The organism is Streptomyces flavusporus (genome assembly GCF_046267975.1).
In the GTDB taxonomy this organism is placed as follows: domain Bacteria; phylum Actinomycetota; class Actinomycetes; order Streptomycetales; family Streptomycetaceae; genus Streptomyces; species Streptomyces flavusporus.
On sequence record NZ_CP176503.1, the window covers coordinates 123798 to 138443 of the forward strand.

At 69.5% G+C, this 14646-nt stretch carries 14 protein-coding genes and 1 pseudogene; 4 read left to right on the forward strand and 11 right to left on the reverse strand.

Annotated features, from left to right (window positions below; genetic code table 11):
* Positions 1-279: 279 nt before the first annotated feature.
* Together ACKTSN_RS00710 and ACKTSN_RS00715 are read right to left on the reverse strand one after the other, a co-directional pair.
* On the reverse strand, positions 280-813 hold the full coding sequence (locus ACKTSN_RS00710) for an AAA family ATPase (protein WP_409474696.1): 534 nt from the start codon (positions 811-813) through the stop codon (positions 280-282).
* Between the two features lie 197 nt (positions 814-1010).
* A complete protein-coding gene (locus ACKTSN_RS00715) occupies positions 1011-1256 on the reverse strand; it encodes a hypothetical protein (protein ID WP_409467275.1) in 246 nt (81 codons plus the stop codon).
* A 304-nt stretch (positions 1257-1560) separates the two neighbouring features.
* Here ACKTSN_RS00715 and ACKTSN_RS00720 point away from each other — a divergent pair, with 304 nt between their 5' ends.
* The gene (locus ACKTSN_RS00720) at positions 1561-1959 is read left to right on the forward strand and encodes a hypothetical protein (RefSeq protein WP_409467276.1); all 399 of its coding nucleotides are present in this window, start codon (positions 1561-1563) and stop codon (positions 1957-1959) included.
* A 102-nt stretch (positions 1960-2061) separates the two neighbouring features.
* Here the strand turns inward: ACKTSN_RS00720 and ACKTSN_RS00725 are convergent, their stop codons facing one another.
* Positions 2062-2997 (reverse strand): LysR family transcriptional regulator, encoded by a 936-nt coding sequence (locus tag ACKTSN_RS00725; RefSeq protein ID WP_409467277.1) that lies wholly within the window; start codon positions 2995-2997, stop codon positions 2062-2064.
* A gap of 134 nt (positions 2998-3131) precedes the next feature.
* Between ACKTSN_RS00725 and ACKTSN_RS00730 the strand changes: the two genes are divergently transcribed.
* Together ACKTSN_RS00730 and ACKTSN_RS00735 are read left to right on the forward strand one after the other, a co-directional pair.
* On the forward strand, positions 3132-4376 hold the full coding sequence (locus ACKTSN_RS00730) for an MFS transporter (RefSeq protein WP_409467278.1): 1245 nt from the start codon (positions 3132-3134) through the stop codon (positions 4374-4376).
* A 288-nt stretch (positions 4377-4664) separates the two neighbouring features.
* Positions 4665-5048, forward strand: a complete 384-nt coding sequence (locus tag ACKTSN_RS00735) for a hypothetical protein (RefSeq protein ID WP_409467279.1) — start codon at positions 4665-4667, stop codon at positions 5046-5048.
* Between the two features lie 3 nt (positions 5049-5051).
* Here ACKTSN_RS00735 and ACKTSN_RS00740 read toward each other — a convergent pair whose 3' ends face one another.
* The 4 genes from ACKTSN_RS00740 to ACKTSN_RS00755 form a co-directional block, all read right to left on the reverse strand.
* A complete protein-coding gene (locus tag ACKTSN_RS00740; protein WP_409467280.1) occupies positions 5052-5444 on the reverse strand; it encodes a hypothetical protein in 393 nt (130 codons plus the stop codon).
* 251 nt (positions 5445-5695) lie between these two features.
* Positions 5696-6580: an IS3 family transposase gene (locus tag ACKTSN_RS00745; RefSeq protein ID WP_409467272.1), complete on the reverse strand. Its 885-nt coding sequence runs from the start codon at positions 6578-6580 to the stop codon at positions 5696-5698.
* A 29-nt stretch (positions 6581-6609) separates the two neighbouring features.
* Positions 6610-6915, reverse strand: coding sequence for a transposase (locus ACKTSN_RS00750; protein WP_409467273.1), 306 nt, complete (start codon positions 6913-6915; stop codon positions 6610-6612).
* 39 nt (positions 6916-6954) lie between these two features.
* A complete protein-coding gene (locus tag ACKTSN_RS00755) occupies positions 6955-8259 on the reverse strand; it encodes a hypothetical protein (RefSeq protein ID WP_409467281.1) in 1305 nt (434 codons plus the stop codon).
* Positions 8260-8445: 186 nt separating this feature from the next.
* Between ACKTSN_RS00755 and ACKTSN_RS00760 the strand changes: the two genes are divergently transcribed.
* Positions 8446-9186 (forward strand): VOC family protein, encoded by a 741-nt coding sequence (locus tag ACKTSN_RS00760; RefSeq protein ID WP_409467282.1) that lies wholly within the window; start codon positions 8446-8448, stop codon positions 9184-9186.
* A gap of 240 nt (positions 9187-9426) precedes the next feature.
* On the opposite strand, the gene ACKTSN_RS00765 is transcribed toward ACKTSN_RS00760, so the two are convergent.
* From ACKTSN_RS00765 to ACKTSN_RS00780, 4 genes and pseudogenes are all read right to left on the reverse strand, one after another.
* On the reverse strand, positions 9427-9990 hold the full coding sequence (locus ACKTSN_RS00765; RefSeq protein WP_409467283.1) for a dihydrofolate reductase family protein: 564 nt from the start codon (positions 9988-9990) through the stop codon (positions 9427-9429).
* A gap of 594 nt (positions 9991-10584) precedes the next feature.
* Complete coding sequence (locus tag ACKTSN_RS00770) at positions 10585-11574, reverse strand: aldo/keto reductase (protein WP_409467284.1); 990 nt, start codon at positions 11572-11574, stop codon at positions 10585-10587.
* A gap of 64 nt (positions 11575-11638) precedes the next feature.
* Positions 11639-12910, reverse strand: a complete 1272-nt coding sequence (locus ACKTSN_RS00775) for a multidrug effflux MFS transporter (protein WP_409467285.1) — start codon at positions 12908-12910, stop codon at positions 11639-11641.
* A 660-nt stretch (positions 12911-13570) separates the two neighbouring features.
* Positions 13571-14603 (reverse strand): annotated as a pseudogene (locus ACKTSN_RS00780) (NAD(P)-dependent alcohol dehydrogenase).
* Positions 14604-14646: the final 43 nt, after the last annotated feature.

Below are 14646 nucleotides of genomic sequence, written 5' to 3' on the forward strand. Positions count from 1 at the left end.
AGCTGAAAGGCGGGCGACTTCGCCTACTTTCGGGGGCAGGAGACGCAGGCGGAGGAAAACCTCCTTCGCTGCGACGGCGTCGTGGACGTCGACGGAGTCACCATGACCAACAGCGGCAGTCCGCGCGTGTCCACGACCAGGTGCCTGCCTCCTGCCGTCTCACCGAATACCTCGAAGGAGTCAAGGACGTCGACGACATCGACGTCGACGAACGGGCCGCGCAGCTCGCCATGCGAGCCGAGAGCCACTTCGGCATGTAGCCCCCGGCCCCGCGCCCCGTCAGTGCTCGAGCGCGGGAAGGCCGGCCAGACCGGTGTCGAGCATGATCCGGTCGACCGTCTCGTTCAGGGTGCTGTCGGCACCGATGACGGTCTCGATGCCGCCGGGCAGCAGGTCAAGTTCCCGGTACCAGTCACGCAGCTGTGGCTCGCCGACCTCGTTCGCGATCGGCTTGGTGGCGTGACGGGCGAGGGTCTGCTCGAACGGCACGTGCAGGTAGTAGGCGTGGGTCGGGCCGCAGTGATCGGCCCGTAGCTGGGCGAGCATCTCGCCGTAGCGGTCCGCGTACAGGATCCCTTCCACGACCACGTGGTACCCGGCATCGAGGGCGTAGCGGGCGACTGTGTCGATCAGCCCAATGTTCGCCGCGCCGGGCCGGTCCCGCTCGCGCAGCACGATGCGGCGCAGATTGTCCTGGCTGACCAGGGCCAGGCCACGGCCGAACTTCTCGCGGATGCCGGCCGCGACGGACGACTTCCCCGACGCGCTGTTGCCGCGCAGCACGACCAGCCGGGTTTCTTCGGTGCCCACCATCACGGCTGCCACGCTACCGACGGCCAGTGACACCCCTGGGGGTGTTCCCGCTGACCGGGGCAGTGCCAGCGGGTGTTTGGGGTCTGCCGTCCTGGGCTCCCTGTCGCCAATTTGGGCGGGCGCCACAGGAGCTGCTGGTAGCCAACCGCGCCGCCGTGCCCGCTGCTTGCGGGTCGGCGACGCGGTTGTTTTCGTGGTCAGGCGGACAGGGCCGGGGAGGCGGTCTCGGTGTCGCTGTCGGTGGCCGGTCGTGAGGTGTTGTTGCGTCGCAGGGTGAGGGCGACGGCGGCGCCGAGCAGGGTCAGGGCGGCGGCGGTGTATCCGGCGGTGCGCAGGCCGGGTACGAGGGCCGGACCGTCGGCGACGTGGGTGCCGTGGGAGGCAACCGCGACCAGGACGGCCAGGCCGACGGCGCTGCCGATCTGCTGGGTGGTGGAGGCCATGGCGGAGGAGATGCCCTGATGGGCGGCGTCGACGCCGGTGCCGACGGCGGCGAGCAGCAGTCCGGCCAGCAGGGTCCCGACTCGCCGAGATCGAGAAGGACCTCCTCCTGCGTCGCAAAAGGGCGGAGGAGGAACAGTGGCTCGGGGAGATCGACGGAATCGACCTGACGCTGACGTTCCTGCGGACGAAGCAGGCCGAGGCGGCCCGGCTCACTCGCCGTCCGGCTGTCGCCCTGGAGCTGCCTCGACCGCGCAGCCAGTGATCACAGTGTTCATGCGTCTCAACAACGTCTAACCTGCCCGAATGCGCTACCTCGTCGAGCCCCTCGCACTCGCCGCGCTTCGGCGTGGCCGGTCGATCGAGCAGTTCCTGGGCGCTGCCGGTACCCCGAAAGATCCCGGCATCCGATGGGCCGAGCTGCGGCCCACGGCCAAAGGCTTCGCCCTGGTGGTTCACGTGGCCCAGGACATCGGTGGCGAGAACTTCTACGACCTGGTCGAATTCCCATCCTTCGAGGGCGAGGACGGGGAGGAAGATTTCGGCCGCCAGATCGCCGTCGTCGACGACGCCCTCGTGGCCCTGGCCATCGCCGAGGAGAGGATCGGTGCAGGCCGTGACCGGTGGGTCAATCAGGGGACGGCCGGTGACGAGTACCGGGACTACATCCGCGCAGGACGGCCCACCCTGCCTCTCAGCGAGTGAGTACGGCTGAATCCGCGGCGTCCTGCCCGGCTTGCTCCTTCGCACTGCCCAGCTCTGCCACCGTCACCAGCCGTTATCTGGGGTTCCTGAGCCGAATCGGGTTCAGCGCGGAATCACCCAGCTCGGCGCCCAGGTCCCGGCGGCGTCGTGGCCGGTCGCTGTGGCGGCGAGGTGGGCGCGGAGGGCGGCCAGCGCTGGGTGGGGGTTGTCGCGGTGCCAGAGGAGCGAGTGCGGGTAGACGGGCGTCGGATCCGTCACCGGGATGCGGCGCAGGCCGTGGTCGGCGGGCCAGACGAGGCGTGTGTGCTCGCCCATGAAGGTGGCCAGGGCCGGGGTGTCGGCGACGGTGTCGAGGAGCGCGTCGGAGCCGAAGTTGGGGCCGGTCGCCTCGATGGTGAAGCCGAACTCGGCGACGAGGTCGTCGTAGTAGGCGGCCCACTCGGTACCGGGGACGATGCCGGGCATCCAGATCCGGTGCCCGGCGAGCTGAGCGACGGTCACCGACCGGGCGCCCGCCAGCGCGTGGGCGGGACCGGTGAGGAGCTGGAGCGGTTCGTCGAGCACCCGGATGGACTCGATGTCCTCGGGAAGGGGCCGGCCGGGCGCGGCGACGGCGCGGAAGGACGCGTCGATCGCACCGGAGCGGATGGCGGCGATGGCCGTCTCGATGTCGAACAGCATCACCACGTCGAGTTCGATCTCGGGGTGCGCGCGGTGGAAGCCGCGCATCAGGCCCGTCGCCGCGCCGCGCGAGGCGATCACGTCGACGCGCAGCGGACGGCGGCCGGTGCGCACGGACGCGACCGCACGCTCGGCCACAGACAGCAGCTCGCGCGCGTGGGGCAGGAACGCCTGCCCGTCGATGGTGAGCTCGGCGCCGCGCGCGGTGCGGGTGAACAGCCGCACGCCGAGGTTGCGCTCCAGCGCGGCGATGCGCTTGGAGACGGCCTGCTGGGTGACCGCCAGCTCGGCGGCGGCCTCCTGGAACTGCCCCGCCTCGGCGGCGGCGACGAAGGTCCGGACGGTGTCGAGGTCCATCCCGATACCCTATGGGCACAACTATTGGTTGTGACCGACGGCTCTGCGGTTGTTTGATCCCTGGGTATGGTGCTCGCTTTGATACTTCCGGTCGCGGATCGGTTGTGCGGGGTGAGGGGCGAGGGGCGTCGGGCATGAGGAGCGGGCACCGGCTGGGGCGGCGGTTCGGGTGGCTCTGGGGAGCGTACGGAACCAGCGCGCTCGGCACGTGGCTCGCCTTCGGCGCGTTCCCGCTGATCGCCATCCGGGTGCTGCACGCCGGACCGGCCGAGGTCGCCGCGCTCTCCTGCGTGGGGTCTGCGGTGGGCGCGGCCGTGGCGGTGCCGCTCGGCCCGTGGGTGGAGTTCCGCCGCAAGCGACCCGTGCTGATCGCGATGGACCTGGTGCGGTTCGCGGCGCTGCTGACGATCCCCACCGCGTTCGCGCTCGGCGTGCTCACCTTCCTTCAGCTCCTGCTGGTCTCGGTCGTCGTCGCGGCGGCCGACATCACCTTCCGCGCCGCCTCCGGCGCATACCTGAAGACGCTGCTGCCGGCCGAGGACCTGCTCGTCGCCAACACCCGATTCGAGTCCATCACCTGGACGACCACGATCATCGGACCGCCGCTGGGCGGCGCGGCGATCGGGCTCCTCGGTCCGGTGGCGACGGTGGTGGCCGACGCGGTCAGCTACCTGCTCTCGGCCCTGGGCATCCGCGCGATGGGCGGGCACGAGCCGCGGCCCGAGCGCCGACAGGCCGCGCGCATGCGGGCCGGGGACCTGCTCGACGGCTGGCGGTACATCCTCGCCGACGCGACGCTGCGTCCGCTGTTCTTCAACACCGTCTTGTTCAACGGTCTGGTGATGGCCGCCCAGCCGCTGCTGGCCGTCCTGATGCTCGGCCAACTCGGGTTCGCACCATGGCAGTACGGCCTCGCCTTCGCCACGCCCTCGATCGGCGGGCTGCTCGCCTCGCAGCTGGCCCGACCGCTCGTCACCCGGTTCGGGCAGCACCAGGTCCTTGTCGTGGCCGGGGCCCTACGCGCGATCTGGCCCCTCGGCCTGGCCTTCCTGGGGCCGGGCACCGGAGGGCTGCTGCTGGTCATCGGCGTCGAACTCGGGCTCATCTTCTGCTGCGGGGTCTTCAACCCCGTCTACACCACCTACCGCCTCGAGCGCACCGCGACCGACCGGGGCACCCGCACGCTGACCGCCTGGGCGGTGACGACCAAGGCCACGACCGCGCTCCTGACAGCCGTCTGGGGCGTGCTGGGCAGCCTGCTCGGCCCCCGTACAGCCATCGGTCTGGCCGGCGTGCTCCTGCTGGCGACCCCCCTGCTGCTCCCCCGCCGCGCGGCAGCGCATCCCTCCGAACCGGAGCCGGCACCGAGCCGCACCTGACGGGCCGCCACGGCCGTCACCGCGATCGGGCTGCGCCCCCCTTCTTCGAAACGGTCCACCCCTCCGCGTACAGCTCGGAGATGAGCGCGACGGCCTCCGCCGTGGCCGGTGGGGGTCGCAGCGCGGCCAATCGTGGCTCACATGCACAATACTCCTCAACAGTCGCAGGTACTCCTGAGGCACATAGGACACGGTCTAAGTTGGCCCCGAGCGGATGAGTCGGCGAAGGCGAGTCCTCATTCGACTGAAGCGGAGGGATCCGTCGGCGACAACGGAAGGGAGGGGACCGTGACGATGCAGGATGGCACTTCAGCCGCCATCAGCCATGCCGAGATCCGCCGGTACTGCTCAGCTGCGGCTCGGGCGCGCGCAGACGCAGGTATGCCGCCAGGAGAGCAGCATGACGAGGCCGGTGGGACGGCCTTCTACTGGACCAAGGGCGACCCAGTGCTCGGTCATGGGCCCTGGGCGCACGGAATCGCGGTGTTCTGGGGGACCCGCGGAGGACGTCATGGCTGGGGTTTCGCCCCGCTCGATGCCGCGGGCGATCCTGCCCTCGATGTCGTCACATGGCTGCCTGTTGCCCCCTCTATCGCACCCGCCCTGCTGGCCGAGCATCTTCGAGGCCTGATTGCCGAAGGTGTCACGACGCCAAGTGTTGAGCGCCGCTGACGCTCACCAGGACGGCATCGTGTTCGCAACCACGCGGTCCGCCACCGAGAACACCGTTCCGCAGTCAGTACACGCCGCTTGTCCGAACAGATGCGGCAGCCTTTGAGCAAGCACTGGCTGTCCGTCAGCAAGGGCCTGGTCATGCAGCTGCTTGGCCAAGCCCTCCAGCTCCGCCGGAGCAGTGGGCCGCAGCGGTGTCTTCTCGACATCCCCCAGCGCGTAGTCATCGCTGCAGGAGAAGAAGCCGTCATCGCCCATCACGATGAACAAGTTCACCCCGCAATAAGGGCAGTCGACCTCGTATTCGCCTTGCGCCAGGTTGTCCAGGTGCTCGTCCCAGACCTCTACGTCCTCGAAGGCCAAGGCCGCCTGGAGCAATCCGACATAGTCCTCCATCTCCAGCGGCAGACGGAGGCACTCCTCAGTGAGCTGCGAAAGCTCGGCGATCTGTGATGAGTAGACCTCACGCGCGGCAACACCCTCGGCCGACCGGCGCGCGCAGGAAACGATCGGGCCCGCCGCGAACAGAACCCAGCGCCGCTCGTCAGGCTCCCGACCGGCTGCGATCTCAACAAAGCGGGGAAGCGCCGCAAAGCTCGCCGAGAACGCGGTGTTGAAGTTCCCCCCTGGACCTGGACAGCGGATGGTTACGCTGCGGGGGTGAGGTCGTGGGCCGTCAGGGTTCTAGTCTCGAGCGGCGTGACGTAGCCGTACACGGGGTGCTTGCGCAGCCGGGTGCGGTTGTACTCGACCTCTATGAAGCGGAAGACGTCAGCGCGGGCCGCTTCGTGGGACTCCCAGACGGTGGTTCCGATCTCCGCTTTCAGCAGTCCGAAAAAGCTTTCGGCCGCGGCGTTATCGTAACACGAGCCCGTTCTTCCCATACTCTGCCTCAGGTTCAACTCCCGTATCAGCATGCGGTATTCGCGCGACGTGTACTCCGAGCCCCGGTCCGAGTGCGCGATGCAGCCCGGCTTGAGGGCGCCACGGCCGGCGGCCATCTTCAGGGCGTCGACGACCAGCTCGGCGCGGTGGTGGTCGGCCATCGCGTACCCGACCACCTCGCGAGTAGCCAGGTCGATGACCGTCGCCAGATACCACCAGCCGGCCAACGTCGGCAGATAGGTGATGTCGGAGACCAGCTTCGTGCCCGGCTCGACAGCGGTGAAGTCGCGTCCGACCAGGTCCGGGGAGGGTGCCGCCTTACGGTCTGCCTTGGTGAGGCTGCGCCGCTTGCGGCGGGTGATCCCGCGGATGTCGTGCTCGCGCATCAGCCGCTCGACCCTCTTCCGGTTGATCCGGCGTCCCCGGCGGCGCAGGGCCGCGGTGATCCTCGGGGAGCCGTAGGCGCGGCGGGACTCCTCGTGGATCTGCCGGATCTCGGCCACCAGTTCGTCCTCCTCGCGCGCTGTGGCGGCAGCGGCCGGACGGGCGGCGAGGTAGGCGTAGTAGCCGGAGCGTGAGATCTTCAGAGCCCGGCACAGCAACGAGACGCTGTAGCCGTCCGGACGGTCGGGGCCGGCCTTCTCCACGTCGACGAACGCGTAGCGCGCGGCTACGTCTACTTCGTCTTGTGGTTCGCGAAGAAGGCGGTCGCTTTTCCCAGCACCTCGATGGTCTGTTCCATCTCGCGGACCTTGCGGCGCAGTCGCACCAGTTCCTCGCGCTCCGCCGTGGTCAACGCTCCCGCCGGCCCCTGCCCACGGTCGGTCTTGTCCTGGTTGACCCAGTTCCGCAGTCCCTCGGCGCTGACGCCGATGTCCCGGGCGACCTCGGTGACCGTCTTGCCCGACGAGTACACCAGGGCCACCGCGTCGCGCTTGAACTCGGCCGTGTACCGCTTGCTCGTATTGCTCTTCTTGCTCACTACCTGGAACTGCTTCCTCCGGGACCGTCCGTCCCAGTATCAGGCTGTCCGGGCAGCGGGGGGAACTTCACTGGTCAGGTCCTCCAGCAGTGCCGACGGTGCGTCCGGGTTGGTTGCCACCTTGGCGACGACCCGAACCCCGTGCCGTTCGACCATGCTGCGCAGCTGTGTCTCCAAGAGGCCCGGATGGGGCGCGATGGACTTGACCACCTTCGCGTCGGGGTCGGCGGCCAGCGCGTCGCGGATCTCGGCCGGCAGATCGCGCCGTTCGGCCAGGAGCATCCGCACAGCCGGATTCGACGACCTGGACAGTTCCTTGACCTCGGTGGGAGAGGCGGCTGCAATCCTCGGCAGGAGGGTCGGACCGATCTTGACAGCGCCAGCCAGGCAGGAGAGTACGTCGAGCGGCACGCGGGGGTTGTACGCGAGCCTGCGCTGCACGTCATGGCCACGATCGGTCGCCAACGTACGGATCAGGGCGTCGTCGATCGCCGGGTTCCCGGCGAGGTCGGCTCGAACGCCGGGCACCGGGTCATCGGCGAGCCGTGCCCCCACCTCCGGCGGCAGGTCGGGGCGGGCGGCGAGTCGGCAGCGCAGCAGCATCGAGGGGTGGTCGGCGAACCGGACGACGGCTTCGACAGGCGTGGCAGGGTTTTGCAGCGCCAGCTCCGCCATCTCAAGGACGGTGGACTCGTGCGAGCCCGCGCACGAGGCACCGGACCGCAGATCGCAGTCGAGCCGCGAGCACCGCGCATCGTGCACGAACGGCGTCTCCTCACCGTCACAGACCAGGCACCGCTCCGCCGGGGGCAGCCCCTCGCCGGTGATCAGCATCGCCAATACGTCGGGCGGCGTCGCCTCATTGGCCGCCACCGCGCGGCGAACCTCGGCATGCGGATGCCGCGCGAGCCGGGCGGCCATGTCCGCCGTCGTCCACAATGCGAGCTCCGCGACGACCCGTACGTCCGGGTCTGTGGCCAGCATCTCCCGTACAGCGGAGGGGAGTCCGGGGCAGGAGGCCAGCTTTTCCCGGCGCTCCACCTCCGGATCTGCCGCGAGGAGCCGCGCCCACTCCAGGTCACCGGCCCCCTCGTCGAGCAGGGCGAGCGCGGCCTGCGGCCGTGCAACGGGATCGACGTCGGCTGCGGTCAGCCGGCCCTCGTACGCAAGCCGCACAGCGCTTTCCCCGATCTGCGAGGCCAGGGCAACCGCCTGCTCGTGGCTGAGGTCCGCGCGACCTGCGAGGCTCTCGGCAATGTCCGTGTCCGCGACCGAGATCAGTCGGTCGACCAGTTCGAACGGCAGAGCAGCATTAGCGGCGAGCCCGCACAGTACATGGTTCACAGCAAGACATCCTGCCCGGGCCGTGGTCGAACGGCTGGTGGATTTCTACGTCGACGCGCTCCTGCCGGCAAGCCGCCGCCTGAGCGCTCTAGTTGGCGAGTTGAGCATTGCGGCTGGTGAGCGAGTTGATCTCTGTTTGGCGACGGTGCGGATGTCGTTGCAGAGCGGGTGTATAGGATCGCCGGCATGGCACTGCGACCTGTTCAGGTGAACATAAAGGCTCTTGATGCCTCGGCGGTCGGCCGGTTCTGGGCGGAGGCGCTCGGCTGGAGTGCTTACAGCCCCGGCGTGACCACCTACGTCGGCCCCGGCGGCGGCCTCGTTTGGCCGGACCCGGTCGCCGTCTGCGTCGACGTCGTTCCCGTCCCGGAACCCAAGACAACAACGAAGAACCGTGTGCACCTCGATCTCGCCACCACCTCTGTGGCCCATCAGGCGGAGTTGGTCGCGCGCCTTAAGGCTCTCGGTGCGACGCCCGCCCACGTGGGCCAGGGCAAAGTGCCGTGGACGGTCCTCGCCGACCCCGAGGGCAACGAGTTCTGCGTGCTGGAGCCTCGGGAGATCTACCGGGACACCGGGCCGATCGCCGCGGTGGTGGTCGACTGCGCGGATCCGCGGGCCATGGCCCGGTTCTGGGGTGAGGCGATGGACTGGACCCTGCACGAGGTGACCGACGATCATGCGGTGTTGCGCTCCGCCAAGGGCGTCGGCCCGTATCTCGAGTTCCTCCGCACGCCCGACGTGAAGACCGTGCCAGACCGCGTCCATCTTGACCTGCTGCCGTACCCCGGTGACGACAAAGCAGCGGAGGTGGCCCGGCTGCGGGCCCTCGGCGCCACCGACATCGACCTCGGCCAGGGCGACGTCCCGTGGACGTGCCTGGCCGACCCGGAGGGCCACGAGTTCTGCGTCCTCGCCCCGTCCTGACGCGGAGCCTTGACGACACCCGACACGTGAGCCTTGTGCGCTCATGCGCCATGATCCCCGGCGGGTTGGGCTGCGGCGTCTCGATCGATTCGGGCGGCGAGAACTTGCGTGTCGGGGGCGAGATCAGCTCGCTCGCCGACCACAACACTCAACTCGCCAACCGAAGCGCTAAGTGCCCGAGAGCAGCTCTGCGCTCTGCGGGACCTCGTTCATGGGCGGAGTTACTCCGCGACGAGCCGGCTAGCGCGCCACGCGGTAGCGGAGGTAGACGACTCTCGAGCTGAAGGTGCGGGTCTCGACGAGTTCGAGATCCACCCGACGCTCGCGCTGGGGAAAGAACGGAATGCCACCGCCAACCAGCACCGGGTAGACCCTGGCCCGATACTCGTCGATCAGACCCAACGCGGCCGCCTCGGCGGCGAGAGTCGCGCCGCCGATCGCGATGTCGCCCTCCCCCGGCTCGGCTCGCAACCGCTCGATCTCCTCCGCCAGGCCGCCGGAGGCCAGGCGGGCATTGCCCTGCACCGCCGACAGCGTGGTGGAAAACACCACCTTTGGGAGCGGCTTCCAGATCGCGGCCCACTCGAGCATTGAGGCGTCGAGCGATGGATCCTGGTCGGCGGTCTCCCAGTACAGCATCGTCTCGTACAGCCGTCGTCCCAACAGGTGGACGCCGACCTCTCGTATCTCGTCGGTGACGAAGCGAAAAACCTCCTCGTTGGGCGCCGTCCAGTCGAAGTCGCGGTCCGGCCCGACGATATAGCCGTCAAGTGAGACGCCCATCGAATAGGTCACGCTGCGCATCAGAAGTCCTCCTCGGTAACGGTTCGACAGTACGACCGCCGGACGCCGCAGGACTCATCGCGACTCGCGGGATCCCCTGGGCCGAGTCACCTCCGAGATCATTTCGTTGAGAAAACCTCACTGGCAACTCGCGGCTGGTTGCAAGAAGCGTGACCTCTTGGTGCCAACAAGCGTGTCCCATCGACCAGAAACCGCCAGCTCACCCCGCCCCGCTGGTTCCAACTACCGTGTCCCGGCTCAACCGTTGCACGGCTGCTGACCGCACTCGTTCAGGCGCTGTTCTGGGCCGAATGGGGGCCGGTCGTGGTCACCCTGTTCGCGCCCAAAGTCCTGAGCGTGAGGTCGGGCGCTGCTCCCGCTCGTACCTGGCTCGGCCAGCCGGCCTACCGCTACAGGGGTTGCGTGGAACGTTTGTAGGGATGGGAGCCGTTCGTCTTGCCTGCCAGTGGCGGCGGGATGCGGCGCGGGGCCGGCCCGGGGGTCGGTGAGTGCCTTTCGGCGGTGGACAGAGGCCGCTGCGCCGCGTGCGCGGGGCCGCACGCGGATCGCCGGGATCAAGTCGCTCGGTGAGGACGACGGGATTTCGGTGCCCGGTTACCAGGCGTATGCCTCGGGGGCTTCGCCTCCGGGGCCGGGCCAGATTTCGTCCAGCTTGCCGAGCGTGTCCTTGGACAGGGTGACGTCCAGGGCGCGTCGGCTGGTGGCGAGCTGCTGCGTGGTGCGGGGGCCGACGATCGTGGCGGTGAGGACGGGGTTGTGCAGCAGCCAGGCCAGGGCGACGTCGGCGGGTTGTTCGCCGACGTCGTCGCACAGCGCCTCGTACGCCGCCAGCTGGGGGCGGTGCTGTTCGATGGTCTTCTGCATGTGCGGCGTCATGCGGCGGCCGCCTTCGATTTTCTTCAGCGCGCCGCCGAGCAGGCCGCCGCCCAGGGGGCTCCACGGGATCAGGCCGATACCGTAGTAGCGCAGTGCCGGGATCACTTCGAGTTCGATGGTGCGGGCGGTCAGGTTGTACAGGCTCTGCTCGGAGACCAGGCCCATGAAGTTGCGGGAGGCGGCGGCGTTCTGCGCGGTGGCGATCTGCCAGCCGGCGAAGTTGCTGCTGCCGATGTAGGTCACTTTGCCCTCGCGCACCAGCTGCTCCATCGCCTGCCAGATCTCCTCCCACGGTGTGGACCGGTCGACGTGGTGCATCTGGTAGAGGTCGATGTGGTCGGTCTGCAGCCGGCGCAGGCTGTCCTCGGCGGCCTTACGGATCTTGTAGGCGGACAGGTACTTGTCGTTGGGGCCGGTGCCCATCGGCTGGTACGCCTTGGTCGCCAGCACGATCCGCTCGCGTCGGCCGCCGCCCTGGGCGAGCCACCGTCCGATGATCTCCTCGGACAGCCCGTAACCCTGCTCCATGTCGGGCGACTGGGGTCCGCCGTAGACGTCGGCGGTGTCGATCAGGTTGATGCCGGCCTCCAGCGCGGCATCCATGATCCTGAAGCTCTCGGCCTCGTCCGTCACGTCCCCGAAGTTCATGGTGCCCAGTCCGAGGCGGCTGACCTTCAGACCACTGCGTCCCAGGTGTGCGTACTGCATGCTGTGTGTCCTTTCCGTGGGAGCGCAGTAGCGACACGTACCCGTACCGCGCATGACTGGCGGGTCAGGAGGTGGCCGTCACCCGGTCGACGGGCCGCCCGCGGGCAACGGTGTGCTGCGCCGCCCGGGCGTGGGGGCGGACGGCGAGGGCGTAGACGATCACCGCGAGCACGGCGCAGGCCAAGGTGACCAGCCCGAGCGGGACGGCCGTGCCGGCGCCACCGAGGCCGACGAGCGGGGCGGCCAGCCCGCCGAACGCGAAGCGCGCCATACCGAGCAGCGAGGACGCGGTGCCCGCGATCTCGGGGTAGTACGCGAGGGCGAGCGAGGTGGAGGGCGGGGTGGTGGCGGCCACGCCACTGACCATGGTGAGCAGGGACAGCACCATCGCGGCCAGCGGCAGGTGCCAGGCCGCGGTGACGAGCAGCCCGCCGGCACCCGCGAGGGTCATGGCGAGGCCCAGGACGAGGGTGCCCTTCTGCGACCACCGCTCCGACAGCCGTCCCGCGACGAAGCCGAACACCATGAACCCGGCGGAGTTCAGTCCGAACGCGAACGAGTAGCCCTGCGGGGAGAGCCCGTAGATGCCCTGCAGGACGTAGGTGGCGCCGCTGAGGTAGGCGAACAGGGTCGCGTTGACGAAGCCGGTGATCAGGACGGCGCCGAGGAAGAGCCGGTCGGACAGCAGCCGACGGAAGTCGCGCCCGCTCTGGGCCAGCCCACCGCCGGTGCGCTCCTGTGGGGGCAGGGTCTCGCGGAAGACGGCGAGGCACGCCAGGAGGATCATGACGCCGAGCAGGGCGAGGAACAGGAAGATGCCGCGCCAGTCGGTGAAGGCGGCGAGCTGCCCGCCCGCAACCGGCCCGATGATCGCGGCAAGGCCGCCGATCACGGTCAGGCGGCCGTAGTAGCGCACCAGCCTGCCGCCGGAGTACAGATCCCTGCCCGCGGCCTGGGCGATCACGATGCCCACCGCACCGGCCAGGCCCTGCACGAAGCGGGCGGCGACCAGCGACTCGACGCTCGGACTGAACGCGCACAGCACCGAGGTGGCGATGTAGGCCACGGCGCCGGCCAGCATGGGGCGGCGCCGGCCGAACCGGTCCGACAGCGGTCCGGCGACCACCTGCCCGAACGCCAGGCCGAGCAGACAGGCGGTGACCGTCAGCTGAGCGGCCGACGTCGACGCGTCCAGCTCGCCGGTCAGCGCGGGCAGCACCGGCAGATAGAGGTCCATCGAGATCGGTCCGAAGACGGTCAGCAGCGCGAGAACGACGGACAGGGCACGGCCGACCGTCCGCTCGCGCGGCGCGCTCGGGATCACGGGGGTACTCACACGGCTCCAATCGAACAGGGGCGAGAAGACGGGTTCACCAGCAGCCACTGGGGACTCCGCGGGAACTTCACCGCTTCCCAGACAACCGCGTACCGCGGAGGTCAGGGAGTTTCTGTGAAGGGGTGTACCGGCAGTACATGCCTGGCTTTGGCGCCGGGCGTTCGGTCGCGTGGGCACACCACCGCGCCGCGCAGCCTGCACGGTCGCCTACGACTCCCCGTCACAGCCGCTTGCGTCACAGACGCGGTTTCCGGCGCCGGCCGGGAGCCCGCGCCGGCCTTCGCCTGTACAGCCATCGCGACCCCGGTCACCCCCTGAAAGCCGTGCTCTCGCCGCACGCCTCCTCGCATACGGCGAGCTCACGGCAACAGCCGACCGGCGCAGCCTCCTGGACGCACGCCAGCCTGGCGGGAAGAGGGCCGCGAGCGCGGCGACGGCGGCGTCGACCGTCTCCAGGCCTCTGCCCGCGGAGGGCACCCGGATCTGATCGGCGGCTCCAGGGGGCGCCGAGCGATGAGCCGGGCTGGCCGGGCATCGCCGGCGCAGGAAAGGCGGGCGATCAGCAGGCAGACGGTGAAGCCGGACCTGTTCAGGATGCCGGTGCCCGGTGGTGCCAAGGCCGAGAGGGCGTGCGGCCCTCTCGGCGGACACGTCCGCAGGTCAGGCGATAGTGGCGGTGTCGATGACGAAGCGGTAGCGGACGTCGGAGGCCAATACCCGCTCGTAGGCTTCGTTGATCCGGTCGGCGGAGATCACCTCGACGTCGGCGCCGATACTGTGCTCGCCGCAGAAGTCGAGCATCTCCTGGGTCAGGGCTATGCCCCCGATCATCGAGCTGGTGAGGATGCGCCGGGGGCTGCCAAGGAGGAAACCGTTGACGGCCAGGGGCCCGGGGGCAGCGCCGACGCTGACCAGAGCGCCATCAAGGGTCAGCAGGCTGAGGTAGGCGTTGATGTCGATGTCGGCGCTGACGGTGTTGATGATGAGGTCGAACCGGCCGGCGAGCCGGGTGAAGGTGTCCGGGTCGGAGGTCGCGTAGTAGTGGTCGGCGCCGAGGCGCAGCCCGTCGTCCTGCTTCTTCAGCGACTGGGACAGCACCGTGACCTCGGCACCCATGGCGTGGGCGATCTTGACCGCCATGTGGCCGAGGCCGCCGAGGCCGACGACCGCGACCTTCTTGCCGGGACCGGCGCCCCAGCGGCGCGTAGGTGGTGATGCCCGCGCACAACAGCGGCGCGGCGGCAGCCGCATCGAGGCTGTCGGAGACGGACAGGACGTAGTCGGCGTCCACGACGACGTGGGTGGAGTAGCCGCCCTGCGTGGTAGTGCCGTCACGGTCGGCGCTGGCGTAGGTGAAGACCGTGCCGTTGAGGCAGTACTGCTCGTCACCGCCTCGACAGTGGGTGCACTCGCCGCAGGAGTTGACCATGCAGCCGACGCCGACGCGGTCGCCCACCTGGTACCTGGTGACGTCGGCACCGACCTCGGCGACGGTGCCGACGATCTCGTGGCCGGGGACGAGCGGGAAGGGCTGAGGGCCCCAGTCGCCGTTGACGGTGTGGATGTCGGAGTGGCAGATGCCGACGTACTGGATCGCGATGAGGACGTCGTTCGGGCCGACGTCACGGCGCTCGATGGTGGTGGGGGCCAGGGGCTGGCCGGCGGCGGGGGCGGCGTAGGCGTTGACACGCATGTGCAGGTGTTCCTCGTTCAGGGTGGTGGCTGGTTCGGGCCAG